The sequence below is a fragment of the Nonomuraea glycinis genome, from assembly GCF_014646515.1.
Classification (GTDB): Bacteria; Actinomycetota; Actinomycetes; order Streptosporangiales; family Streptosporangiaceae; genus Nonomuraea; species Nonomuraea glycinis.
Window position 1 is genome coordinate 1 of record NZ_BMNK01000013.1, and the last position, 24834, is coordinate 24834.

At 62.4% G+C, this 24834-nt stretch carries 19 protein-coding genes; 8 read left to right on the forward strand and 11 right to left on the reverse strand.

The features are described from left to right. Positions 1-1050: 1050 nt before the first annotated feature. The 4 genes from IEY87_RS30535 to IEY87_RS30550 all read right to left on the reverse strand — a co-directional run bounded on the left by IEY87_RS30535 (position 1051) and on the right by IEY87_RS30550 (position 7563). Complete coding sequence (locus IEY87_RS30535) at positions 1051-3960, reverse strand: Z1 domain-containing protein (RefSeq protein WP_189142290.1); 2910 nt, start codon at positions 3958-3960, stop codon at positions 1051-1053. Further along, entirely contained in the window at positions 3957-4934 is a 978-nt protein-coding gene (locus tag IEY87_RS30540; RefSeq protein WP_189142291.1) for a PD-(D/E)XK motif protein, read from the reverse strand. The genes IEY87_RS30535 and IEY87_RS30540 overlap by 4 nt, the downstream gene beginning before the upstream one ends. Next, entirely contained in the window at positions 4931-6433 is a 1503-nt protein-coding gene (locus tag IEY87_RS30545) for an ATP-binding protein (RefSeq protein ID WP_189142292.1), read from the reverse strand. Before IEY87_RS30545 ends, IEY87_RS30540 begins: the two co-directional genes overlap by 4 nt. A gap of 515 nt (positions 6434-6948) precedes the next feature. Then, on the reverse strand, positions 6949-7563 hold the full coding sequence (locus IEY87_RS30550) for an Eco29kI family restriction endonuclease (RefSeq protein WP_189142293.1): 615 nt from the start codon (positions 7561-7563) through the stop codon (positions 6949-6951). A gap of 119 nt (positions 7564-7682) precedes the next feature. On the opposite strand from IEY87_RS30550, the gene IEY87_RS30555 reads away from it, so the two are divergent. Next, a complete protein-coding gene (locus IEY87_RS30555) occupies positions 7683-8966 on the forward strand; it encodes a DNA cytosine methyltransferase (RefSeq protein ID WP_189142294.1) in 1284 nt (427 codons plus the stop codon). A gap of 410 nt (positions 8967-9376) precedes the next feature. Continuing rightward, on the forward strand, positions 9377-9760 hold the full coding sequence (locus IEY87_RS46070; protein WP_225277832.1) for a very short patch repair endonuclease: 384 nt from the start codon (positions 9377-9379) through the stop codon (positions 9758-9760). 42 nt (positions 9761-9802) lie between these two features. Here IEY87_RS46070 and IEY87_RS30565 read toward each other — a convergent pair whose 3' ends face one another. From IEY87_RS30565 to IEY87_RS46075, 5 genes are all read right to left on the reverse strand, one after another. Next, the gene (locus IEY87_RS30565) at positions 9803-10411 is read right to left on the reverse strand and encodes a hypothetical protein (protein WP_189142296.1); all 609 of its coding nucleotides are present in this window, start codon (positions 10409-10411) and stop codon (positions 9803-9805) included. 2 nt (positions 10412-10413) lie between these two features. Continuing rightward, on the reverse strand, positions 10414-12084 hold the full coding sequence (locus tag IEY87_RS30570; protein ID WP_189142297.1) for a DEAD/DEAH box helicase family protein: 1671 nt from the start codon (positions 12082-12084) through the stop codon (positions 10414-10416). Next, complete coding sequence (locus IEY87_RS30575; RefSeq protein WP_189142298.1) at positions 12084-14510, reverse strand: ATP-binding protein; 2427 nt, start codon at positions 14508-14510, stop codon at positions 12084-12086. Before IEY87_RS30575 ends, IEY87_RS30570 begins: the two co-directional genes overlap by 1 nt. Before the next feature lie 321 nt (positions 14511-14831). Next, positions 14832-15197: an ASCH domain-containing protein gene (locus IEY87_RS30580; protein WP_225277787.1), complete on the reverse strand. Its 366-nt coding sequence runs from the start codon at positions 15195-15197 to the stop codon at positions 14832-14834. Continuing rightward, positions 15194-15337, reverse strand: a complete 144-nt coding sequence (locus tag IEY87_RS46075) for a hypothetical protein (RefSeq protein ID WP_225277788.1) — start codon at positions 15335-15337, stop codon at positions 15194-15196. Before IEY87_RS46075 ends, IEY87_RS30580 begins: the two co-directional genes overlap by 4 nt. A gap of 614 nt (positions 15338-15951) precedes the next feature. Here IEY87_RS46075 and IEY87_RS30585 point away from each other — a divergent pair. Then, a complete protein-coding gene (locus IEY87_RS30585; RefSeq protein ID WP_189142300.1) occupies positions 15952-16242 on the forward strand; it encodes a hypothetical protein in 291 nt (96 codons plus the stop codon). On the opposite strand, the gene IEY87_RS30590 is transcribed toward IEY87_RS30585, so the two are convergent. Next, complete coding sequence (locus IEY87_RS30590) at positions 16184-17215, reverse strand: DUF2332 domain-containing protein (protein WP_189142301.1); 1032 nt, start codon at positions 17213-17215, stop codon at positions 16184-16186. The genes IEY87_RS30585 and IEY87_RS30590 overlap by 59 nt on opposite strands. Before the next feature lie 214 nt (positions 17216-17429). On the opposite strand from IEY87_RS30590, the gene IEY87_RS30595 reads away from it, so the two are divergent. The 4 genes from IEY87_RS30595 to IEY87_RS30610 all read left to right on the forward strand — a co-directional run bounded on the left by IEY87_RS30595 (position 17430) and on the right by IEY87_RS30610 (position 23109). Further along, complete coding sequence (locus IEY87_RS30595) at positions 17430-17912, forward strand: hypothetical protein (protein ID WP_189142302.1); 483 nt, start codon at positions 17430-17432, stop codon at positions 17910-17912. 222 nt (positions 17913-18134) lie between these two features. Beyond that, the gene (locus IEY87_RS30600; RefSeq protein ID WP_225277789.1) at positions 18135-18581 is read left to right on the forward strand and encodes a hypothetical protein; all 447 of its coding nucleotides are present in this window, start codon (positions 18135-18137) and stop codon (positions 18579-18581) included. A 312-nt stretch (positions 18582-18893) separates the two neighbouring features. Beyond that, positions 18894-21467 (forward strand): hypothetical protein, encoded by a 2574-nt coding sequence (locus IEY87_RS30605; RefSeq protein ID WP_189142304.1) that lies wholly within the window; start codon positions 18894-18896, stop codon positions 21465-21467. A gap of 73 nt (positions 21468-21540) precedes the next feature. After that, complete coding sequence (locus IEY87_RS30610; protein ID WP_189142305.1) at positions 21541-23109, forward strand: DUF5722 domain-containing protein; 1569 nt, start codon at positions 21541-21543, stop codon at positions 23107-23109. 112 nt (positions 23110-23221) lie between these two features. Here the strand turns inward: IEY87_RS30610 and IEY87_RS30615 are convergent, their stop codons facing one another. After that, positions 23222-23941, reverse strand: a complete 720-nt coding sequence (locus tag IEY87_RS30615; protein WP_189142306.1) for a helix-turn-helix domain-containing protein — start codon at positions 23939-23941, stop codon at positions 23222-23224. A 225-nt stretch (positions 23942-24166) separates the two neighbouring features. Here IEY87_RS30615 and IEY87_RS30620 point away from each other — a divergent pair, with 225 nt between their 5' ends. Next, positions 24167-24829 carry a DUF4097 family beta strand repeat-containing protein gene (locus IEY87_RS30620; RefSeq protein WP_189142476.1) on the forward strand — a complete coding sequence of 221 codons (663 nt, stop codon included), beginning with the start codon at positions 24167-24169 and terminating at the stop codon, positions 24827-24829. Positions 24830-24834 lie beyond the last annotated feature (5 nt).

Here is a 24834-nt window from a genome sequence, read left to right on the forward strand (position 1 = left end):
CGCGTCAACCGGGCCCATCACGCTGACCACAGCGTGAAATCAACCCCCAGCCGAACCGCTTACTTGACCATACGAAGATCGTGAAAGATCGAGGCTAGAATCACCGTGGGTAAAACCAGCTGGCCGCCCGTCCCTGTGGTTGGTGACCGTTGGACGGACGGCCGCGGCTGGACAGGCTCGCGTCAGTACTCGCTGGCGCGAGCCTGTCTACGTGGCACTGGATCGCAGGGAATCAGTCGGGCCCCCTCTCGTGTAGCTAATCTTGAGCTTGCCAAACCTGGTTACGAACTCGGCATGAAACCGAGTTCGCCAGATTGGGCGCTTTTCGCGTGTATGAAGAGCCATCTCCACCTCCTCGTCGAGCATGCTGTTGACCCAATCATGCATGGATCAACATAAGCGAAGAATCTATACCAGCTAGATCTGTCCGTCGAACGGGACAGAGTGGCGGCCTTTGAGCCATTCTGCACAATACATCAATCTAAGGCTGTATAAGGACGAGAGGATTTGCCCTGGATTGACCCAAAACCCAGTACGGAATTCGCTGCTACTCGCTGCCCTTGTGGTCCTATCTCCGCAGGTAGAAGGCTCCTCTGGTGCGCTGCTGTGGTCGTCCACTTGTGGGCGCTGTATGAAGGATGTCGCCGCCTCGTCGCCTGGCTGAAAGCCGTATGTCTGTCAGTGGGGGATCCTGTCAAATCTCCGGTCGAGACAAAAGCTTGAGCGAGTGCCCATCTAGCTTGAGGTATTCGGACGCATAGGCTCGAAAATCAAAAAACCGTCCATCCGATCCCTCTTCTGTAATGCTCCTTGTCAACCTCCAAAAGGAGTTCCTCTGCCTAGAGAGGTCCCCGGTCGCAGGTGGCGTGAGGAGGTCATGGCGCTGGTGATGGGCCGGCCCGGCGCTGTCGAGCGCGTGTTGGGGGCCTCAGTCGGAGAACTCTCGGCTGAAGCCCGTCGGACTAGGCCAACCAGTTTCCCTAAAGTGCTGTTTGGCTACTCTGAGTGATAATTGATGACTGTTCGGAGTCGCCGGCATCGCCATCGCGATCACCCTCTAACCTCACGGACATCGATGATCGCGGAGTTGCTCCGTGTCCTGTCGCGCGTTGTGAACGTGACCATACGGCGATCCGGGGAGATTGCCGATCTGGGAGCGACGATGTGGAACGCCACGACGACACGACCTGGATCGACCTCGGAGGGCGGCCCTACGACTTGGTTCTTATCGATAACGGGGTAGATGATGACGGCACCACGTCGAGGTGCGGTGAGGGCCTCTGTTCCGACGTCGCCGAACGATGCCGTCGCTCCCGCGATCCTGTTGGCGACTGGGCGGTGTCGAGACTCACTGATGGCGCCGAAGTACGAAGGGCGGAGACGTGACCGGCGAAATAGACTAAGGGATTGCTTGCCATGGATTGTTCCCTGCGCTTCGCCGGACCGGACGTGCTGTGGAAAGAGAAGCGCCCAATCCTTGATCTGACTGCCGCTCAGTCCACTCAACCAGCGGACATCAGGCGCGACACTGTCGCGGTCCTCCCAGGCCAGTGCTGAGAAGACCTCGATGAACTCGGAGTGATCCACAAGACCGACAAAACCGTTGAAGGCGACCTTGTCGGAAGTTCGGAAGCGGGTCAATTGGTGAATGCTTTTGAATAGGGGTTTGCAAGCAAGCGTATTTTGGCGAATCTGCTTTGGGTTGCTTGGGTAACCGCGCGGCTCGATGGGAACGCCAGGAGAGCGGCGCTCGGTGAGGACGGCGTTGTACATTTTGTTAGCGGTCGTAGGTTTGAGCCATGGCAAATGCTGCGCTACGAGCGGGGGAATTTCCTTTGGCGTCACCTGGGGGCGTCCATCGATCATATGTGCGTAGCGTCGTAGCTCTGCACGAAAATAGTCTTCATCGAGCACGATTGCCTCGAACGCCTCGTGCAGCTCAGGCGTAATATATAGACGAACGAGATCACGAAAGCCCTTCCGGTAGCCCAACCACCTGCCCATCTGCATGAGCGTGTCTGCCTGCTTTGTCAAGCGACGATAGTACGAGATAGTCAGTCCTTCGACGGTGAAGCCTCGCGCGAGTTTGTTTCCGCCAACAAGGATGCGCCAGACGTTGTTTCGATCGAAGTCAAGATCTTCCTGCTCGATGTCCTTGTCACTGTTTACTACTATCACTGGGTTGCCGACCTGCCCGATACGTGAGATGGCCTCTCCCAGGGAAGGGAGCAATTCCTCGAAAGTTGCCGGCGCAGGAAGCCCTTCCCCGACTGCCTGAGTAACGGGAAGCATGTCTCTCTCGTATAGGAGACGGAGTCGCTCGTGGGAGCTACTAGAAAAATAGCCTGCGGACTTCCATAGTTCGTATACTCTTTCAGCTTGCTCCCGATGTACGTCTCTTTGCATCGCCTCGTGGATTAGCATTGTGTGATGCTTGAACAAAGCGATACCTTGACGTTCTCTATATACCTTTACGGCGCCAGTGAGTACATAGGCGTCCAGCGCATCGAGTATTTCTCGCTCGTCCCCTTCGGCTCCATCGGCCTTTAGGATGCGCACGTGCGCCTTCTCGTTTGAGTTAGAAAATGTGCGCTGCTCGCGATCAAGATCAGAGTCAAGATCATGGAAATCCGGTGCGCCCATATATTCGGGCGTGCGGCCCAGGGAAATCAGGAAGTCTTTCGGGAAAATATTTTCTGCATCGCAGGGGTCGATGAAGACGTTCGCGAAGGGAGTAGCCGTATAGCCCACGTACTGAGCCCTAGGCAGCATCACTAGTAGCTGTGAAATTAGTCGATTTATAGCCGTCCTCTCTACTTGATCAGCCTTCCATCTCTTCGGGTTGCTGGTGTTTACCGAAGCCTGATCTGACTCGTCGTCCACGATCAAAGTAGGGATCTCACCCAATCGAGCAGTAATCTTGTTGAGATCCTTCACTAGCTTGCCGAGAACTGTTGCGTTCTTCTTGACCACCAAGAGTCTGGCATCGCTAAAAAAAAGATTCTCAGGAGAAAAGAATGGTCGATTGCGCTCTCTCTTCTCGAAGTCAAGGGCGGCGATTCCCTGTTGTAGGCTTTTGTAATCGAAACGATGGTTGGTGAGACGGTGGATGTCTGGAAAGCCCGTATCGGACGGACGGGTACCGTGACGTACGAACTTGTCGTTGAGCCAATCCGGGTCGTCTTGGTAATCGATCGAATCGAGGGCTTCATGGTCGTGGGGGTTGATTCCCCGAAGGATGTTCTCTCGGCCGACAAGCTCCATGTCCAGTCGCCGCTGCGTCTGAGCGCGGAGTAGATCGGTGGTACCGGTGAGGACGATAATCAGCCGGTATCCGACGTCAATGGCTTTGGCGAGCACACCTGTGAAGTTTGCGGTTTTACCGCTCTGGACGTAGCCAACGACGAGGCCCTTAGCCTGATAAGCGTCTTCCCGGGTTGGATCCGAGAGGCGCTCGACTACCCGGTCTGTCGCGGCGTTCAGGTCGGAGACCGCTATAGGGGACCAGTTACGACTTAGGAACTGACTGTAATGGTTCCAATAGAAACCGCGCTCCTGTCGAATAGACTCGGTATACCAGGGATCCCACTGGTCCGCGATAATGATGGGCTCCTCGACGCCGGCGACGGGGAAGCGCTCACGGAAAAGAACCGCGGTCTCGTTGTCTACCATCAGCCGCCGCACAATTTCCCTACGGCGATCTTCTGTATTAGCCGCCGTACCTGCGGCCCAGGCTTCCTCGGTTTCAGCGCTGTCCCAGGTTGCCAATCGAAGGTGGAGCCCTTTAGTGAGGGCATCGTCCGGGTGACTGCTCGCGAGGTGAGTCCGGAGGGCTACGTCGTCGCACTTCACCAAGGGGTCCTCGCAGGCGAATGCCGCTGCGCTGTGCAAGCCACGTGGGCCCATAGTGTCCATCAGAGCGAGCGCACCCAGATAAGCCTTACGGAATGCATCAGTCATATGGTTGCTCCTTGGTCCAAGGCGTCAATCAGAAACTGGGGTGTGGTCGCGCCGATAGGATGGTCTGTCAGGTCAATGCGGTACCGAACATCCGAGATACGGGCGAGAGTGACATCTCTCAGTTTGGTAGGAGTCAGGCTCGGGAAGGTGTCTACAACGGCGAAAGCCATAGATTTTCCACGTAGACGCCAGCGGGTTCGACAAGTCTTCTCGTGCTGCTCTCGCCATCCTGCGGCGTGAAGATGATGATCGAGTTCGAGGCGATGATCTCCAATATCATGCTGTACTGCGTTGACCAGTTCGGGCAAGGTTCGGCCGTCCGTCGACTCGGCTTGGGTTAGCTGGTGGGAGACCAGCCAGAGAGGACGATCTTTATTCGGAAGGAGTTGCGTCAAAGAGCCGATCCAATGGGCACGTCGCTCCGCGCCCGTCGTCTTGACCTCTACGTCATGGCCGAGCAAGCCGAAATCGTGCTCCTCACGATCAGGGCCGCGCCATGCCCACAATGCTTCCTGCGGTCCCAGTACACGGATTAGCCCAAGAAATAGCATGAGCTCGCCGAATAGCCCTAGTTCTTTCTCGGTCGAAAGCCTGTCCGCATGGGTCAATAGCCGGCCGAGGAGTCTAATGGTCTCGTTCAGCGCGGTGCCGAGGCTCAATCCCTGCAACTGGATTCCGTCGGCGACGGCACAGAGTAGAGGATATGCGCTAGTAAATAGCAGTGGTTCGCTGATCACGACTTCGAGAAAACGCTGATTGCCCCGATGAACCGGCCGGAGCTGGACATGCTCTAGGCCGGTCTCCCGTCGAGGCTCGATAACCGTGACCTGGGCGCGGAGCCCGATCTCCCGATGCTTGGGGTCGATAAACAATGTTAGTCGCGGGTGGCCTGCGATCGGATGTTCCATTGGAATTGCTCGTTGAATGAACTCATCAAAGCTGTCCGCACTGAGATGCCGGGCGGAATTCGTCATAGCTGCTCGCTCTTCGCTGCGGCGATGAGAATCTCTTGATAGAGTACGATGTTATCTTTGTCTCTGACGCCGAGATAGTCTCCACGAAATAGCTCCTCGACAATCAGGTATAGCAGTGCTTTCAGTAGCGGCGTGTCGTTGACGCTACGACGCTCCCCCTTGGAGTTGGGACGGTATTTCTCATTTAGCCAGAGGGCGCGTTTATCGCGGTCGATTTCAAAGAAATCCTCGCCGGAAAAGCGTTTCCAGCGGATGTCGATCGGCTCGGAATCTTCGTCGAATGGGATCTCTCGCTCGATGGCTTTGCGCAATTCCGGAGCGATGCCTTTACCCAGTGGTGCCATCTTGCGTCGACCATTGCTTCGCTTTCGAGACTCCCGGAATGCTTGCTCCGCACTTTCTAGATAGTCGTAGAAGGTTGTCCCGTCCTTGGCTTTTGCCTGTTCTGCCAGCTGTGTAAATTCGGGGCCGACGTTAACTTTGGACTTCTCCGGATTCATGGTGAAGAGCCGCACGATGTCGTCATCGATTGTCACCTCGATGCGGGCGAGCTGGAGCCGTCGGTCGGAGGAGTGGATCCCGTGCCATCCTTCTCCGGCTTGAAGCAGTCGGTCACGTCGGTAGAAGTAGATCCCTTGACGAGCCTCCGGTCCTCCGGTCAACTTGAACTGTGGAGAGACGGATCTACCAGGCCAGATATGGCATCTAAACTTCAGGGTGATGTCGCCGATTTTTGCCGACAGCTCTTTCGGATAGCCGGCCTGGCCTGACCGGGCGTAGCCGAACGGGTTGAGTGACTCCACGGGAATCCTCGCGCCAGAGGCGTCGGTCTCGATGTCCTCGACGTCGATTTCGATCGAGATCTTTCCCGCGTGGATGGTCTTGTGGAAGACGAGGCCAAGGTGGTTGCGGAGAGCGGTGGCGGTACGAGAGATGAACTCTTCAACGCGTTTGGGATCGTCGGTCGCCGGAAACCCTGTGACGTTGTCCCAACGAATCACTGTTCCGGTGTCGACGCCCTCGATGTCCCACTTCCGGTTGAACTCATCCTCCGCGAAGTCGGTAGGGATGATGTCGCAGTGGAATCCCTTGCGGTTCTCGTCGAGGAGCCAGCGGCGACCGACGGCGGCAGATCCGCGAGCCTTTGAGATCACGGTCAGACTGCGAGCTTGACTGAACGACGCTGTCTTCAAGCCCAGGCCAAATTTACCCAGGTCGTTGGCGCTGTATGAACGTTGTCCGCCAATGGTCATCGCTGAGTCGATCTTCGATTCAGGTATGCCATGACCATTATCTACGACGTAGAGAGCGCGAAGTCGCCCCTCTAAGCGAACGAGGCGGATGAGCACGTGACTGGCGCCCGCGTCGATGGAGTTGTCCACTAAGTCGGCGAGAGCTGTCTCCAGGGAGTGGTTACGGCCTAGCCCTTCGAGGGCGCGGGGGTCCGGCGGCAGTTCCAGGGAACCGCTCGTGGGAATCTGATCTCGCCAAGTAGACATGCTTGGTACTCCATGATGACGCTCCGCACAACGATGCTAAACCAAGGTAACGGTAGATTCGGCGATCCTTGGCTCTCGTCGATAACAGTTGTGAACTGGGTAACTCGTACTCAGCAGTAGGCTGGCCACTGCTGCCGAGTTGTAGGCGATTGTCCTAGACGTCCTGATCGCATGGTGTTGTTCTCATGCCCTGAGTTGAAGCGCGGCGGCGGTTGCGCCGATTCGTTGCCGCCTGCATAGCGAACAGGCGGGGATTCATCGGGATGGCCCTGATGAACGGCGATCGCGTTGGTGGCCCCTCAAGGACAGGATCATCTCGCGGCCATAGTCCGTACCGTGACGAGATTGCCGAACGAGGGCCCGCTATGAGTTCCTCGGTTGGCGTGCCGATGACCAGTAGCGGTTTGGTGATGCGGACTACCTACTCGCGAGCCTTCTGGCGGCCCTGCGTCGTCAGCTCAGCTCTTGATCGTCTTAGTGGTGTCAGTGCCTTTCGCCACCTTGCTCCGCTTTCCTCACCGCCATGGGACTTCCCCGACCAGTGCGATTCGGGCGGCGATGTGTGCTTTCGCTTGCTCGATTAAGGCGTCCCGGTCGTGATCGCTCTCGCCGTAGGTGCGGTTCCGGCCTTGGTGGACCGTGTCCCACTTGCTGCGAGCGCTCTTGCGGGTCGACGCCCCCTGCTCATTGCTGCCAAAGCCGCGTAGGACCGCGTTCCATACAGGTTGATAGTTGACGCGTAGACCGTTCTCGCCGAGGTCCGCGTGGACGTCGGGCATCCGCAGCAGGCGGACGGCGAACTCCGTCAGGGACAGCCCTCCGCCCTCGATAGAGCGTCCATGCCCCCGGACGCGCGCCCAGAGCGGGCTTCGGCTCTTGGTCGCGACACCGGTCGCGCTGTTGTGGGAGAGGGACTGTCCCACGTAGATCGGGATGTCGTGTGGGACGAGCGGCGTGTACAGGGGTTCGGAGGCTCCCGCGTAGTAGATGGCGTAAAGACCGGATCCGTCGAATTTTGGGATCTCCGGTGCCAGGGGCACCAACGGCTGGGCCTCGAGCTCGTGGCAGATGACCGCGGTGATGTTCCTCGTGTCGAGGGGGTCGTAGAACTGGGGGGTGTAGTCGGACACTCGCGAGAGGGTATCGCCGTGGGACGCCCGTCGCACGCGGATCCGGTAGTCGGCGGCTCAAGGGCCGAAACTCTCTCCCGAGCATATCATGATCATCAACTCCGCGGTATGCTTTGCCCATGCCTGATCAGCGAGAAGAGCCCGTCCGTGACCCCTCGGCTGTGGAACTGTTCGCGGGCGGGGGTGGGCTGGCGATGGCGGTCCACCGCGCCGGCTTTCGGCCGTTGCTGTTCAACGAGTACGCGAGGCGTGCCTGCGAGACTTTGGCGTCCAATGGCGCCCAGCGGGTGCCGGTGGAGGGGAGTCCCTGGATTCCGGAGCCTGGCGAGGCGTGTCCGCTGATTGAGGGGGACGTGCGTGACGTCGAGTTCGGGTATCTCGGTGGGAGGGTTGACGTGCTCGCGGGTGGTCCTCCATGCCAGCCGTTCAGCCTGGGTGGGGTGGCCAAGGGTGACGAGGATGAGCGGAACATGTTCCCGCAGATGTTCCGTGCCATCCGCGAGATGAGGCCCAAGGCTGTTATCTGTGAGAACGTCCGCGGGCTTCTCCGCCCTTCGTTCAAACCCTACTTCGACTACATCCTTCGTGAGATGGAGCTTCCCTTCGAGGAGCGTGCTGGGGACACGACCTGGCAGGAGCATGATGCTGTGCTTCGGGAGAGAATCCTGGAGAGGAGCGAGGATCTCTCGCGGCGCTACCAAGTGGTCATGACTCCTGTTAACGCCGCCGACTATGGTGTCCCTCAAATCAGGCAGCGGATCATCATCGTGGCTTTTCGCGCTGACCTTGAGGTTAATTTGGAGAGGTTCAGGAGGCTCATCGAGCCGAAATTCTCCGAAGCGGCTCTAATTCACTCAATGGTTGATGGTGACTATTGGGATCGGCACAATGTTTCCAATTCAACGAGGGAACGGGTGCTTGAGCGGTTGCCGAGCGTGCTTCCGTTGGCGGATGGCAAACGTCCTTGGCGCACGCTTCGAGACGCGATAGCGGGGATTGAGGGGATCGAGGGGTGCGAGAAGCCACTCCCTCCCATTCCCCCGGAGTGGCTCGATCGACAGGAGCACTATCTTGGGGGCTTCACGGATCATGTTGGTTGGCCCAACGCGCGAATCTACGCCGGGCACACACCCAACGTGTTGGATCGCCCCGCGAAGACGGTCAAGGCGGGGGTCCATGGAGTGCCCGGAGGTGAGTCCGTCATGCTGCTCGATGATGGGACGCACCGTTATATGAGTGTCCGGGAGACCGCTCGTGTCATGACGTTCCCCGATGACTGGAAGCTTCAGGGGCCGCGCGGGGAGAAGATGCGGCAGTTGGGCAACGCGGTTCCCGTGGTGCTCGGCGAGGTCTTCGCGAAGGCGGTCGCGGACACGTTGCGAGACGCTGAGTACGGATCATGAGCGAAGGAGCCTCTGGGGCGGGGCTGTGGAAGGACAAAGCGCCGCCTGAGCGTGCGTGGAAGGGGCGTAAAGGCCGAAGTAGGGAGATGGCGGCGGCCGAGCAGGATCGGGCTGCGGGCGGGCGGCAGCACCGGACGGTAGATCTCGGTGACGGGCGTTACGCATGCGCCTCCATCTACCTGAAGCTTCTTCCTAAGACTCGACGTATTCGCGCCTACCTTCGCTGGTCTGACCGAGGGCGCTCGCCCGCTCAGTATGTTGGTGAGGTCGACCATGAGACGCGAGAGGAGAATCTCGCCCAGGCGTGGCGGATGGCGATGGAACGAGGTTTCCTTGTTCAGGGGGTAGCTTCAGAGGAGCCCGCCCGGAAGCCTGCTTCATGGGCTTCTAATTCCGCTGTCCGCGCCGTAATGCGTGGGAATAAGAGTCGCGACACCCGTCCGGAACTCGCACTTCGTTCGGCGCTACATGCTCTTGGGCTCCGCTACCGAGTTGGCGTTCGCCCGCTTCCTGCCGTGCGGAGGACGGCCGACTTGGTGTTCCCACGAGATAAAGTCGCGGTCTTCCTCGATGGCTGCTATTGGCATGGATGTGATGATCATTACCGTCCGGCGCGCCAAAATTCGGAATTCTGGCTAGCCAAGATAACGGCGAATCAAAGCAGAGACCGTGAGACGGATTGCCTTCTACAGGAGGCCGGTTGGATAAGTATCCGTGTGTGGGAGCACGAGCCCCCTGGCATCGCGGCTTTCCAGATCGCTGAGGTGCTCAAACGAAAGCGTGCCGGAACGTGAGATTATTTTGAGCCTCAGTCGTATTGGCCTCCGAGTCTAAGATTAGGATGAAGCGGGCTCAACTCTCCATATCCTGAGGACGGTATGTCGAACTTCGAGATCAGCGACGCCTCCGAGGAGGAGGTGTCTCCGCTTCTCGCCGGGGTCGAGCTCCTGCCCTTGGGGAGTGCCGATCACTAAGATTGGTCGAGGCTCCGTCGCCTCGACGACAGCGTTGATGCCGGCCCACACAAGGTCTCGCAGCGACTTCGGAGGCCCCCAAATCATGAGGCGTTGGTGCTCGCCGCTCACGATGCGACAGCGAAGGGGCTTCTCGCGGATGGAGCTTTCGACAGCGGACCAGTCCTCGCCCATAACCTGCTTGCATATCTGGTCAGGGCTGGGAAGCCTGATGCTGACGAGGTCAGCGAGGGTTCCGATGCCGCTGCGTGCACGAGCGTATTCCTTCATCGGAACGTCCTTCAGCCAGTAGCGGATCTTGTCGCGATGAAGGTAGCGCGATAGCTCTCCGCCGATCTTCGGATCGTCCAGCCATCGGTTGTAGTGGCTGGTGCGCTGTGGTCCGGTCATGCCGTTCCAATCGAGTTCAGCGGCCTGCCGGTATACCTCGATGATGACGGCACGACGTAGGTCTTCAGGGAGCTGGCTCATGATCAGTTGAACGCCTCAGGGTCGGGGAACTGGAGTCGGGCTTCATCGAGGGCGGTCTCCAGGCTTGCCGCATCCCTGATCCATTCTCGCATGAGACTTTCAGCACGCTGGTCGCTAAATTCAAATGTGGTTCCACGTTCGGCCAGTCGGAGCGTTTCTATCTCGTCAGCGGCGATACGTTGGCTCATATTCAAGATTGCGGCGACACGGCGGATGTCGCTGACGAAGTCGAGAACTTCGACGTGTTTCTTACCAGGCCGGAGGCGGAGACCACGGCCGAGCTGTTGGACGAAGATTCGGCGGCTGTGCGTGACACGTGCGAAGCAAAGGATGTTGACGTCGGGGATATCGACCCCTTCATTGAGAATGTCTACGGCCGTGATGATCGGGATATCACCGTTGCGAAAACGCATGAGACGAAGTTGACGCTCTCGTCGGTCCAGGCGCGCGTGCACGGCTTCCGCGCCCTTCCACTGGGGGACTTGGTTAAGCATCTCAGCCAGGCGCTCGGCGTGCTCGATCGTCCGGCAGAAGACGACGGCGCGGGGAGCTAGTGTGCGACCCCAAACATCGATCAGACGGTCCCGGATAGCCTCATCGCGTTCGGGCAGGAATAGCTTGGCGTTGAGATCCTTGATCGTGTAGCTGTGCTCGCTTGTGTCCTGGACGAAGTCCCAGTCGATATCGTCCGCGTAGAGCCGGTAACGAACCTCAGCGAGGTAGCCAAGGCTCATGCCATCCTCGATGCCGAGGGAGAAGCTCGGCTCACCAAATGCCTCACGGATATCGAACCGGTCACCTCTCCAGGGAGTGGCGGTGACACCGAGCTGATGGCTCTCCGAGAGGATCTCCAGGAGTTCGGAGAGCTGCCCGTCCTCTCCGACGTGGTGGGCTTCGTCGACCATGACGAGTTCGGGGCGATATCCCTTCTTAGCGAAATTGAGAGCGCTCGCGATCGTCGCACAGGTCACGCCACGGAGATCGTCGGGCTTGGTTTCGCCAGTGAGGAGCTGTGTCCGGACCACCTTGGGCAACTGGGACCACAGCGCTCGTTCGAGTTGTTCAACGAGGTCTTTGGTGGGTGCGACCACGAGGATCTTGGCGTGCGGCGCGCGGTGCAGGTGCTTGGCGATGGCCTCGCCACCGACCATGGTCTTACCGAGACCCGTCGCGAGGATCAGAAGGGCCCGCCCAGAACTTTCGATATCCTCGACAACGTTCTCGAAAGCTTTTATTTGGTATGGACGCAGAGTCCGAGCGGGCAGCCGTGGGGTGCTGTATCGGTCGTCACCATAGAGATCGAGTAGTTCCTTACCGGACCATAGCTCGACGCGGATGCCGACCGCCGCCAGTTCGTCCCGACGCTTGCGCGTTTGCGGGCCGTAGCGGGAATTTGTTACGACCACCGCGTGGTCAGCCTTGTAGAAGGCTTTGGCGTTGATGACCTCGTCGATGGCGGCGGCCGGGACAGCGCCACTGTCCTTCCACTTGGCCTGAAACACCCATCGCTGTCCGCCGCGAATGGCCAGTAGGTCGCCTCCCTGATCATATGGTCCATCTATATTGATCACGTCGCTGAAGCCGAGATGCCACGCGAGTCTCTCCACCTGGCGGGTGAATCCGCTCGGACCTAAGGCCCTGAGAAATGCCGGATCCACGAAGGAGGCTTTCATTATTCCCCCGTCCGAACGATGATGTCGTCTAGCGTGTCGATCGCGAGTCTGGTCATCGCGAGTTCGCGGCGGTTCTTGTAGCTAGGGTCCGATACGAATCCGCCGATCGTTTCCAAGAGGCGTGCTACGTGTCCGACCTGCCTATCGCGAGCTTCGTCGGCGGTCCAGCTTGCCCATGCCGCAGTGAATACCTTGTTGTCCATGAATACGGTAGGTACGTTTCGGACTAGGGAGGCAATCGCCTCGTAGCTAAGATACGAGGCGAAGCGGCCGTCCTGAGTCGCGGCAAGCCAGTCAAGGCGGGGATCCACGCGCGCTGCCTCGCTCTCAGCCTGAAGCTTGCTCTCGTTCGAGAGCCGTGCCCACATCTCCGCGGCGGCAGTTGCGATTACTGGTCCAGTGAGATCGCGGATTCTGCGCAGGCAGGATTCCGCTCGGTCACGGAGCGCGGAGCTGGTGGTGCGTTGATCAGGGAACTGGCGGGTTACATCGGCGGCAATGACGGTGAACTTGGTATCTGTGTTACGTGCGAGGGCGCGAAGGACTTGCGCAATCTCCATGATCGCGTAATCTCGGGGGTCCCTGCCGAACTCGCGGAAGATTTCGTGGTCGCCGTAAACGTAGACTTCCAGATCCACGCCGGCGGTAACTCGAGCCACTGCGGGCATTGGATCACCGGTGGCGTCAGTTACTGACACAGTGGTCTCGTAGACGGTCACACTGCGCTTGCCCATGCCGAGCGCGGTGATCTCACCATCGAGATCATGTAGACGTCGGCCATGCTGGCGGTACCGAGCGTAGCGTTGGTCCTCTGTCTCGGTAGGTGGCTCGGGTTCCGAAGGAACTGGGGGCTGTATTTCCTCGCCGCTGGTTGGCGGCTCGGCGGGAGGCAACGGGTCCAGGCCGGTACGTCCAGAGAGATCATCATCGCCAGGCCGAGGCGGTGTGTGCTCTCCGCCAGTGGTCTCTCTGTTCTTCGCCTCTTCGTGCGCGAGAACGGCTTGATACCACTTGTCGTCCGATTGATATTCGGGTAGCCCCCGATGGAACTGGTTGCCCCAGTCGTGGGCCAGCTTGTGAGTCGCGCTGGTGCCGTTGCCAGGGATTAAACAACGGATCCCAGGATCATTTTCCTGGAAGGCTTTGAAAAGGATCGCCAGAGGCGATTCGTTCTCCTGGAATCCGCGCTCCTTGGCCTTCTTCGGCCGCATGGGACCGTCTCCGCGCAGGTAGCGGACCGTCTCATGCCAGTCGCGAGAGGACCGGTCGAAGTCGGTCTTCTGATAGTTCACCGGAACATGATCGATGTGAATCTCGCCCACGAGGCGACCCTGATTATTGGGAATTTCGATTGGATATTCGGTCAGGGTCTCACCACTGTCGAGGTCGATCCATGTGAACAACGACTTGTCGCCAGAGAGGATCTTTCGTCCGTGGCGGAGGAAATCGATGCCGTAGTCGGACTCGTCCAAGTAGCGCTGGACTCCAAGCCAACCATGCATCTTGCGCTGGCGGAGCTCTAGTCGTTCACTCCCGCACTCAACGCACTTGGCGACATCGAAGTGGTGGTGCCAGTACCCGCAGTCCATGCAGGCGTAGGCATCGGTCAGCTTGCGGTCGATCTCTCGAACCGCGTTGACGTCCGTGCCGTGGCGCTTGACCGAACGGGATGCGGACCAGACGGAAGGGATGTGCGGTCGCACCCGCTTAGTGTTGATATACAGGCTGATGCCTAGGCCGGCCAGAGTGCCGTCGTCTGGGAGTTCAGGGACCGGGCTCCGATTGCGCAGCAAGTACGAGTAGACGCGACCCAACTGTTGGTGGACCGTTGTGACGGTCTTTGGCCGCTTGAGGGCTTCGAACATATTCGACTTGAGCTCGCTGACCGTGATCTTTGTGCCGTGGAGGCCAGGATCGTCCTTCGCCTCTCTGTGTAGCGGTACGTGGAAGGACTCCCTATGCTGCAGACTTCTGAGGTCGATCTCTACAGCAAGCCAGAACTCGTCACCGGCGCGGGTTGTCCGGACGGTGGTCTTGTTCCCAAGCCGAGCTGTGGCGATGTTGAAGCCCATCCCGAAGAGCCCGAGACTTCCGTAGCGCGAATTGCCGGAGAAGCCGGCGCGCAACGCATTCTCCAGTGTCGACTCGCTCATGCCGCGTCCGTTGTCGGCCACGCATACCTGCGCGTCCTCAGATCCGCTGGTGGCCTTCGGCAAGGTGATATGGATGGTCGGCGGCTCCGTGGCGTCCCTGTCGGGGTCGGACTGGAACTCGTCGAAGGAGTTGTCGACCAACTCGGCGAGGCATTGCCAGGGCTGGTAGGGGATGTCACCCAGGACCTCTAGTAGACGCGGGGACGGGGTGAGGTCCAACTCGCTGATCCGGGCCTCGCCCCCGGGCTCCTCGTCGTACTGACCGATGGTCAAGATGCCCTCCAGGTGTTCGCTCGGGTGTCCACGGCGTCCGTGTGCCAAGTGAACACCAACAGACTGACAGTCTCGGGAGGCCTTTCACACCGCGATCAACCCACGATCCACGATACGGATGATGGTAGGCAGTCATGGCCAGTCCTTCTCGCCCAACAGACGACCGACCTGAACTTCACCTCAGGATCGCCGTCAGCCGACGTAAGACGTATCCAGCATTGTTGTATGACGGCCCATACGGCCGACGTTCAGTCGCGCACCGGCACACGCCTTCACCAGGTCGAGGGCATGGCGAAATGTTCTTCAGTCGCGGCGTCCCTATCAGGAAGGGAACGCCGTCGAGTTGCCCAGCTTCTCGACCCCGATGGCCAAGACGCCAAGGCGCTCCTTCTCCGGCGGATAGATGGCACGGATCACGTCCAGCAATCCATCCCTGTCCCGCCCGATCTCGCCCCCGATGGCCACCAGGTCCTCGTGGCCCAGCGACTCCTCGAAGGACCCGTACTCGGTCACCCGGACAACCCTGGTCCGCAACCGCTCGTCCCCGCAGGCGAAGGTCAACTCCTGGCCGGCCTCGATCTTCCGCATGCTCGCGTACCCCACCCGTACCTCCACCGTTTTGATCCCCGAGGCGATGAGATCGAAGTACGGCTTGCGGATATTGAGCACCCGACGACGACCGTTCACGCCGCCCCCTGCTCTACGACGGCCAGCCGAGCACGAAACTCGGCCCCCACCTGCGAATCCCTGGAGGCGAGCGCCACGCCGAGATCGGCCGCGCGGGCCCGTACGGACGAGACCACCCGTGGGGAGTCCAGGGCTGCCACCCCATGGCGAGCGCCTCATCCACCGCGCCAAGACCGGCCAGCGCGACGCCCAAATCAAGGCGGGCGATCGCTTCCCGACCGTCGCCGCGACGGTTCGTGGGATCACCTTCTTCCCGCTGCGGTTCCATGGTGCTCTCTGATTCGCCGAACAGCACGCCTTCCTCGACCAGGAAGGCACGGCAGTACAGCAACCTGTATCTCTCGCTCAACATCGCGATGGCCTGTGACTCCCACCGGCGGACGGACCGTACGAGAGATTCATGATCGGGAAGCCCCGTGCGGTCGTCCCCGGCGGCGGCGCGAAGGTGTCGAGCCATGCTGTGTACGTCCCAGCAGCGGGCCTTCCGCTCGGCGCGAATCCGTGCCGCCCATCGGGGTGAATCGGCCATACCCACCTCCGCAGTCGTACGAGCACTCTTCGTGTCCGTCGTTGCCCCTCATTGTCATCCTTCGCAGGTCGGTGAGCAGCCCTTCTACTGGGAGTGATCCGATCCTGATCGGCGCGAATTGGTCGCTGCCTTTCATGCCCTTCATGCGTGGACGCGGTTTGCCCTCGTCGGTGAGGGCAGAGCCGAGATTGATTTAACTTTTCAGCAAGCAGTGAGGGATTCACCATGGACGAGGCGACGGAGAGCAAGGCGGTGCGGGTGCTCGCGGCTCGCCTGCCGAGCTGGACGGTCTGGTACGGCCGTCACACGGGCCGCTTCTGGGCCCTGCTCAAGCGACGGCCGGGCGTACAAGAGCTCCACGTGGAGGCCGGGACGGCGGCCGAGTTGGAGAGCCAGGCTGCGGAGGCTGAGCGGCGGCTGCTGGGAGTCACTGTTGAGCCGCCCGTGTCGCCATCGCTCACGGAGGTCGCTCCGAGCGAAGGCGTTCTGGTGGATGATCGCGTCGGCTCTCAGTAAGGACCATGCTCAGAAGTCGGCGTCGGTCGCCCATGCGTCCCCCGAACCAGGTGATCGTCTGCCCGTGTGGTCTGGTCCAGGCGAGTGGGGTCTCGTCCAACGCCAGCACGTTGTGCAGCGCCTCGCCCGGCGGCGGTGGGAGCGTGGCGTAGGGCAGCACGTCCGGAGCCTCGTTGGCGATCCAATGTCCGGGTAGCCCGCGTACCACCTCGGCGAAGGCCGCCCGTCGCGGTGCCGGCACGTGGTACAGCACCGAGCTGTGGAACACCACCAGGGTCGCCTCGGCCGGGGCCTGTGCGGCCAGGGTCGGCAGGTCGTCCACCAGGTCGCCCCTTACGAGCAGTGGCGGGTCGGCTGCGACGACGGCTGCCGCCGCCCGCAGCCGGGCGCGGCGGCGGGTGTGTTCGGGCCAGATGAGGGCGTCGAGCCAGGTGAGATCCGCGGGGTCGGTCACGTCGAGAGGGTTCAGGTCCAGGCCGGCCCGCCACATGACCTGGGGCAGCCCGGTCGGCGGTGCCATATTGGTGGCCGTGCAGGGGAGGACCGGGTCGCCGGAGCCGACCAGGTGATCGCCGTAGCGGTAGGCGTACCGGTCGGGGTAGAGGCACAGCCCGGCGGACGCGCCGACCTCCAGCAGCGCGAGCGGCTGCGGTAGTGCGGCGAGGATCGGCAGCAGGACGGCACACCGTCCGGCCTCGTTCGTCTGCGTGACTCGGCGGCGCGTCTCGGCCTCGATCACCGGCCAGTTCGCCACCGTGTAGTCACGGAACGCGGCCGGATCCTCGACCGGCCCGCCGAGCAGCCGGACCACGCCGAACAGCAGGTTCGGCTGCCGCTTGGCGGGCGGCAGCTCGGCGAGCAAGGCCAGGAGCTCGGGATCTCGCGCCACCGCGGCTGCCAGGCGCTCGTACGCGGGCGACACGCCGTGCGCCTCGCGCGCGGCGAATTCTGCGTAGATCGCAGCGATCGTCATATGCCAATGATCGCAGGAGCGCGCGCCGATCCGCTGACCAGCGAATATCCGCCGATCCGAGGTGCCTGGGCGAGGCGCTGACGGCGTCCGTCAGGACGCTCCAGCCCCAGCCGTCACAGAAATAATCTCAGGACCGCGAACCAACTTCTCTCTGGAGGAATCCAATCCAGATGTACGCAAGGCACAGAAACAGCTCCAGAAAGGTCACCACAAGATGCGATCGAAGCTCACCACCCTGGCCCTCGCCACGCTGGCCGCCGGCAGTTGCCTTCTCGCCGCAGCCTCTCCCGCCTTAGCCTCCTCCTCGAACGCCGAGCACGGCAAACGCAAATGGATCAGCTCCGAGAGCGGCTGGCAGCGGGCGGGCGTCTACGTCGAGCCCGGCGACCTCGTACGGGTGCAGCACGTCGGTGGCAGCTGGACGGTGGACCACCGCCTGTTCGACTACGTCTCCGCGCGCGGGTACACCTGGCGCGAGGATCGCCGGATCAACCAGGGGTGCAAGATCCTGGACAGCCGTACGTACGGCACGCTGGTCGGGAAGGTCAACGGGAGCATCTTCAAGGTCGGCAGCGGGATCGTCTTCCGGGCGGAGGAGGAAGGCTTCCTCGAGCTGCGCATCAACGACGCCGACCGTTGCCTCGGCGACAACGATGGCGCCATTCGCGTGAAGATCTCCATCCTCGACGAGGACTGACACCTGATTGACCTGCACGCCTGAAGGGTCACGGGGGATGTGACCGACGAGGCGTGAGCACGGATTGAGCCGTTGTTGCCGATGGCCGACGGGCGGGGGCCGTCCCTGACGAGGCCATCGGCGTACACACTCTCAGCACGGGATCGCGCAGTAGCCTCACAGGATGCGCGCCAGAACTCCCACCCATCCGGGATGAGCCCCCACATACGCCGCCTGCGGTCCTTGGCCATTCTCGAGGTGGCCAATATCCCCCTGCAGGCGTTCATCTGGTTCGGCATGATCGAACTTCCCACGACCTGGCCCAATCTCACCGGCTTCACGCTGTTCGCGATCCTCCTGATCCAGGGCGCGGCCTACTGGTCGGCCAAACTGGACCAGCTGCGCACCCGACGCCCCCACCCCCGTGGCCTGGCCGCCTTCGCGGTGGCACGCAAGCTGAATCCGCTCCTGCTCACCGCCGGACTGCTGGCGACGGGCGCGGCGGTGCTCACCGATCCGGGGGGCGGTGTGTGGCCGGGGCTGGGGTTCGCCCTTTTCGCGGTGTTGGAGCACGTCAACTACTTCTACGTCCAGCTCATGCACGACACCGCCGCCGACCTTCGGCGCCTTCGTACGGTGGGACTGCGTCGCTCCCAGCTCGCGCGAGACTTGGCCCGCATCACCCGATGACCCCCTCGGGGTGTCCAGCCGCGCCCGCGCAGCCGAGGCGGTGGCGAGGACGCGACCGCCGGCGGCCGGCGTTACGAGGAACAGGGTCGGGAAATTTGGCAGGATTCCGCCGGTGATTGGCTGTTGCGATGCTTTCTGGATGGATTCTCAGCCACATACGCTATGGCCGAAGGCATTCAGTGGAAGTTTCAACGGGGAGCGCGGTGCGGTGGAGCCGAAAAGTCCACACCGGCTGTCTGAGAATGCGCCATGGTCATGTCGGCCTCCCTTCGCACGGCGCCACTCGTTGAGCGTCAACCAAGTCGGAGAACAATGAGAATCTGGAAACGCTGGATAGTGGGCCTCGTCGTCACGGTATTGGCGATCTTACCGGCGACCCCGGTGTTCGGCGCTCAACGGGTGGCTACCACCGGAATCGTGGCCGCGGAGCCATCCGGCTGGCATTATTGCTCGCCAGGTGAACCCGAAACCCGGCCCAAAATCACCGTTGAGATATTAGCGGCCGCCCGGGGCGTTACCACGACCAGCAGTCCGTACGCGTTCATCAACAACAATGCTCACGACGTGACCTTCCCGTACGCGTTGACAAAGTCAGCTACGGAAGCCAGTGATAAAAGCATCGGCGCAACGATGAAAGTATCCGGCGAAGTAGTTGAAGCAGCTATCAACGCGGGATATGTCCAGCATGTCGCCTCCACGACATCCGAGTCGGCCGGCGCCACCCTCGTCGTCAAAGCCGGGACCACCGGATGGGTGCAAGGCTTCGCGCTATTCCTGCAGACGGCCGCGAGAATAAAAATTGAGCGTGTCGATGTGGCGTACTTTCTTGGGCTGTATTGGTGCAAGAGGGTTGAGCAGACGATTATCGAAGGGGTTCGCATACCCCAGGTCGCGGCCCTGTGCGCCTGGTCATCCCCGCAGACGAAGTGCAACCTCAGCCAGCTGGCCAACGGCGGCAGCCGAGGTGGGCAGCCCGCATGGGGCGGAGGGAACACACCGCCACCAGGACCGCAGCCCGTCACTTCGGTGAACGGCCTGGCTGATGGCACGCTGCTGACCACGACCGACACCGGCCGGGTGTACAAAATGGTGGGTGGAGCACCGATCTGGCAAGCCACCTGCGACGATGGCATCTGCTCCGGCACCTCGCGCCCCACGACGCAGGCCGTGATCAACGCCGGCCCCGCCACGCCACGTAACGCCTCCACGGTCATCGACCAGCGGGGACGGATCTTCCTCTTCGTCGGCGGCGCTCCGATCTGGCAGGACAGTTGCGCTGCGCCCGTCTCTTGCGGCAGCCCGGTCAAGGTGTCCAATTGGTCGGTCGACGCCCGGGATCACATGAATGAGGTTCCGGCGGACGGCCATCTCGTCCAAGCCAAGGCCGGTACCGTCGACCTGCCGGTAGCGGTCACGATCGGCGGCGCCCTCGTCACGTTCGCCAGTCCACAGGAGATCATCGACGCCGGCTACGGCACCGACTGGGCCGGTCGGGTGGTGGCGATCTCGTCTGCCAGCTACAACCATCTGGGATTCATCCCCCCTGACGGCACCCTGGTCCAGGGCACCAGTGGCGGCACCTCCACCCCGGTGGCCGCGATCGTGGGCGGGGCACGGATCAATTTCGCCTCCCCGCAGGAGGTCATCGACGCCGGCCACGGCACCAACTGGGCTTCCAAGGTGCGCGCGGTCCCCACCCGGCACTTCAACCTCATGCCCACCGTCCCCTCTGACGGCACCCTGATCCAGGGGTCCGTGGGGTCGACTCCTGTGGCGGCCATCATCGGCACGGCCAGGGTGAACTTCGCCACCCCGCAAGAGGTCATCGACGCCGGATTCGGCACCGACTGGGCCTCCAAGGTACGAGCCATTCCTGCGCGGGCTTTCAACGACGTGCCGACACAGATCATTGACGGTACCCGGATCAAGAACGGGACCTCGACCTCGCAGGCCGCGGTCGTCGGTGGGGCGAAGGTGCCCTTCACCAGCATGGAAGAGCTCGAAGGCGCCGGCTACGGTGACCGACCCCTGTGGACCGTCCCCTCCCGCGTCTGGGACGCCCTTCCGGTGAAGATCGCGGACGGGACACGGATCAGGAAGGCCGGTTCGACCTCGCAGGCGGCCATCGTCGGTGACGCGAAGGTGCCCTTCACCAGTATGGAAGAGCTCGAAGGCGCCGGCTATGGCAATGCGCCGCTGTCCGTGGTGCCCGCTCGCGTCTGGGACGCGCTGTCCAACGACATCAAGGACGGCACCCGGATCCAAGAGGCCGGCGCGGCCAGCCAGGCCGCGATCGTCGGTGGGGCGAAGGTGCCCTTCACCAGCATGGAAGAGCTCGAAGGCGCCGGCTATGCGGACAAGCCGCTGTACCTCCTGCCACCGCGGGTCTGGGACGCGTTGTCGACCCGGATCGCTGATGGGACGCGGTTGAAGGATGCTGGTTCGGCTTCGCAGGCGGCTGTGGTCGGTGGGGCGAGGGTCGATTTCGTGAGTGAGCAGGAGGTCATCGACGCCGGCTACAACGGCAAGCCGATGCAGGTGATCCCCAACCGCGTCTGGAAGGCGTTGCCGACTCGGATCGCTGATGGGACGCGGTTGAAGGATGCTGGTTCGGCTTCGCAGGCGGCTGTGGTCGGTGGGGCGAGGGTCGATTTCGTGAGTGAGCAGGAGGTCATCGACGCCGGCTACAACGGCAAGGTGATGCAGGTGATCCCCAACCGCGTCTGGAAGGCGTTGCCGACCCAGATCGCCGACGGCACTTACGTCAAATCCCCGGGTTCGGCATCGGTATGGCTGATCAACGGCGGACGGAAGACGGCGGCGCAGCAGTCCAGCAACGTGCAGGTGATCCCCACCCGCGTCCTGGACGCCATCCCGTCGAGCTGACGATCTCGGTGGAGATCTGCGCCGCGGATTGAGCGACGCGGATCTCCACCCTTTTCATGAGAGAGGACCCCTTATGCGGGCCTATCGGTGGTGGCTGTGCATCAGCGCCCTTCTCCTGACCGCACTGGTGCCCAACGCCGCACAGGCGAGCGGCATCACACTCCCGTACCCGGTACGAGACGCGTACCGGATCAAATCCATCCAGGCCGATTCCTGGCCCGACAAGACGGAAATAGCCGGGAACAACACCGGCGGCGTGGCGATCAACCTGGTGTGGGCCCAATGGGAACCGAAGATCAAGCAGGCGCCCTGCGCCACGAGCGAGCAGGAGTACGACGGCCGCTGCTTCGCTGTACCGGCTGACGTGGACGCCGAGGTCCGCGACTGGAGCGAGCGCGGGCTCGTGGTCACCGGCATCGTGTACGGCACGCCGGCCTGGGCGCGTGCCGGCAAGGCGTGCTCGCCCGCCGCGCCCGGTTTCGAGATCTTCTGCACCCCTGCCGACCCGGCTGACTACGGCCGCTTCGCCGGCATGCTCGCCGAACGATACGACGGGCTGCACGACCACGGCCGGGTGGCCGACTTCGTCATCGGCAACGAGGTCAACAGCAATGCCTGGTTCGACATCGGCTGCGGTCAGGGCGTCGCATGCGACAGGGAGAAGTGGCTGGCGGAGATCTCGGCGAGCTACAACGCCGCCTATGACCGGATCGTCGCCGCACAACCCAACGCGCACGCGCTGATCTCGCTGGACCACCAGTTCGGCCCGGAGTTGGAGCGACCCACTGCGACGGACGCCACCCTCGCCGGGCAGACGGTCCTGCGCGGGCTGGCTGCGCGGGCCGGCGCCAGACAGTGGCGGGTGGCCTTCCACCCGTATGCGCGTGACCTGCGTAGCGACGCCTTCTCCACCGACGATTACCCCTACGTCACCTACGGCAACCTGGGCATGCTGGTGGGTTGGCTGCGCGCCACCTTCCCCGGCCGCACTTCCGCGTGGTCACAGGTGCAGCTCACCGAAAGCGGCGTCAACTCCCTGAGCCCGTCCTCGCCGCAGCGTCAGGCCGCCGCGGTCTGCGACTCCTTCCGTAACGTTCTCGCCACCCCCGGCATCGTCAACTACGTCTACCATCGCATGAGCGATCACCCTGATGAGGTCGCCGGCGGACTCGCCCTCGGCCTGCGCAACCCCGACGGCACCGCCAAGCCTGCCTGGGCCACCTGGGCGCTGGCCAACCGTAACGACCTGACCCCGCCCCGGCTCTCCTGCGGTTTCGAAAGCCTGCCGTACACCAAGCTCACCCGCGGCTACCATCCCACCCGCGGTCACTGGGCCTCCTCTCGCCTCCTGCCGCCCGGGTTCACCGCCGAACGCAGTTGGCGGCTGCGCCGTGACCAGGTCGCCGGCACCGTCCCGTTGTACGAATGCCAGGTCGGCGGCCACAATCTGCTCACCCACGACCCCGGCTGCGAGGGTCTGCGCCCGCTCGGTCCGGTCGGCCACATCCATACCGAGCAGGTCCCCGGATCCATCGCCCTCTACCGATGCTACCTACCAGGCAACGGCGATCACTTCATCTCTGCCGACTCCGGATGCGAAGGCCAGCGGACGGAGCTACGTCTGGGATTCGCCCTTCAGTGATGATCGGCCACCACGGGTGAAGCGCGCCGGGCGTCCGAGACCCGGCGCGCGTTACCCAGCCACACCTGCTGCCCTTCGGCCGTGAGGGTCATCCCGGACCGGCCCCGCCGTCCTAAGTTTCCTCGGGCTGGGTGTAGAGGATCGCGCGGGCCCGCTCCGCGGCGCGGGCGAACTCCTCGGCGACGAAGTCCAGGTAGCGGGCGATCTTCTCCAGGCGGATCGCGGCCGGGGAGCCGCGGCCGAGCACGCCGACGCCCTGCCGGGCGACCTCGACGAGCTTGACGAGGGCCTGGGCGCTGGCGACCGTCGACTGGTGCCAGAGATCGTCGTCGACGACGTAGCGCTCGCGCCGGCGCTCGTCGCGTTCGCGGCGGACGAGGTCCTGGCTCTCCAGGAAGGCGATCGCCTTGGAGATGGACGCCGGGCTGACCTGCAGCCGCTGGACGAGCTCGGAAGCGGTGAGACTGCCGGCGTCGGTGGTGTAGAGGCAGCTCAGCACCCGCGCCATCATCTTGGGCAGGCCCGAGGCCATCATGACGGTGGTGAACATCTCTTCGTACTCGCGCACGGCCTCGGCGTCGCGTCCGTGCGGCTGGAGAGCCGACTGCGGCCCCCGGGACGAGCTGGGAGCGCGCCGGCGGGCGCGTCGTTCCGTGGCGCGGTGGGCCAGGTCGGAGCGGTAACCGGTGGGGCCGCCGTTGCGCATCACCTCCCGCGTGACCGTCGAGGTCGGCCGGTCGAGGCGTCTGGCTATCTCCGCGTAGGCGAGCCCGTCTCCCACCCCCAAGGCGATCTGCTGGCGTTCCTGCTGGGTGAGCCTGCCCCCTGGCATCGCGTCCTCCTTTGCGCTCCGTGATGCCCCGAGCATAGCGTTCGCTCACATTCATTGCAACAAGCGCGGCTCTTGATGTTGCGTTAATCGATAGATTGTTGCAACAGTTTCAGGCAATCTAGCTGCGAAAATGCACTTCAAGCGCAATGAAGCAGTTGAAGAAACTGCGAAGGCAACGTAGCGTTTCCAGTGTTCGAAACAACGACGCAACACTGGGAGAACATGATGCAGACCTTCGCCACCCCCGCCCCGATCACCGCCGTCCTCGACGTCCCCGCCGGGCGGGTGCGGTTCATCGCCGCCGACCGGACCGACACCGCGGTCGAGATCCGCCCCGCCGACGCCTCGAAGGGCCGCGACGTGAAGGCCGCGGAGCAGACCAAGGTCGAGTACGGCGACGGCGTCCTGCGGATCGAGGTGCCGGTGAAGAACCAGCTCTTCGGCCCCTCCGGATCCATCGAGGTGACGATCCAGCTGCCCGCCGGTTCCCGGGTCGAGGCCAAGGCCGCCGCCACCGCGTTCCGGGCCGTCGGACGGCTGGGCGAGGTGACCTTCGAGGGCGCGTACGACCAGATCAAGGTCGACGAGGCCGCGAGCGCCCGCATCACCGCCGTCGCCGGCGACGTGTGGATCGGCCACCTCACCGGCCCTGCCGAGATCAGCACCACCAAGGGCGACATTCGCGTCGCCGAGGCCGTAGGCGGCCAGCTCACCCTGCGCACCGAGGTGGGCGACATCGAGGTCTCCGTGGCGCCGGGCGTCTCGGCCTCGCTGGACGCCGGCACCAGCTACGGCCGCATCCACAACGCGCTCAGGAACGACGGCACCACCGAGCTCGCCATCCGCGCGACCACCTCCTACGGCGACATCAACGCCCGCAGCCTCTGATGAGC

Coding starts and splice junctions, on each gene's coding strand:
- IEY87_RS30545 (WP_189142292.1), bottom strand. CDS start 6,433: ATGTCTACTTGGCGAGATCAGATTCCCACGAGCGGTTCCCTGGAACTG.
- IEY87_RS30595 (WP_189142302.1), top strand. CDS start 17,430: ATGCGATCGAAGCTCACCACCCTGGCCCTCGCCACGCTGGCCGCCGGC.
- IEY87_RS30590 (WP_189142301.1), bottom strand. CDS start 17,215: ATGACGATCGCTGCGATCTACGCAGAATTCGCCGCGCGCGAGGCGCAC.
- IEY87_RS46070 (WP_225277832.1), top strand. CDS start 9,377: ATGCGTGGGAATAAGAGTCGCGACACCCGTCCGGAACTCGCACTTCGT.
- IEY87_RS30535 (WP_189142290.1), bottom strand. CDS start 3,960: ATGACTGATGCATTCCGTAAGGCTTATCTGGGTGCGCTCGCTCTGATG.
- IEY87_RS30565 (WP_189142296.1), bottom strand. CDS start 10,411: ATGAGCCAGCTCCCTGAAGACCTACGTCGTGCCGTCATCATCGAGGTA.
- IEY87_RS30540 (WP_189142291.1), bottom strand. CDS start 4,934: ATGACGAATTCCGCCCGGCATCTCAGTGCGGACAGCTTTGATGAGTTC.
- IEY87_RS30605 (WP_189142304.1), top strand. CDS start 18,894: ATGAGAATCTGGAAACGCTGGATAGTGGGCCTCGTCGTCACGGTATTG.
- IEY87_RS30620 (WP_189142476.1), top strand. CDS start 24,167: ATGCAGACCTTCGCCACCCCCGCCCCGATCACCGCCGTCCTCGACGTC.
- IEY87_RS30615 (WP_189142306.1), bottom strand. CDS start 23,941: ATGCCAGGGGGCAGGCTCACCCAGCAGGAACGCCAGCAGATCGCCTTG.
- IEY87_RS30570 (WP_189142297.1), bottom strand. CDS start 12,084: ATGAAAGCCTCCTTCGTGGATCCGGCATTTCTCAGGGCCTTAGGTCCG.
- IEY87_RS30610 (WP_189142305.1), top strand. CDS start 21,541: ATGCGGGCCTATCGGTGGTGGCTGTGCATCAGCGCCCTTCTCCTGACC.
- IEY87_RS30585 (WP_189142300.1), top strand. CDS start 15,952: ATGGACGAGGCGACGGAGAGCAAGGCGGTGCGGGTGCTCGCGGCTCGC.
- IEY87_RS30555 (WP_189142294.1), top strand. CDS start 7,683: ATGCCTGATCAGCGAGAAGAGCCCGTCCGTGACCCCTCGGCTGTGGAA.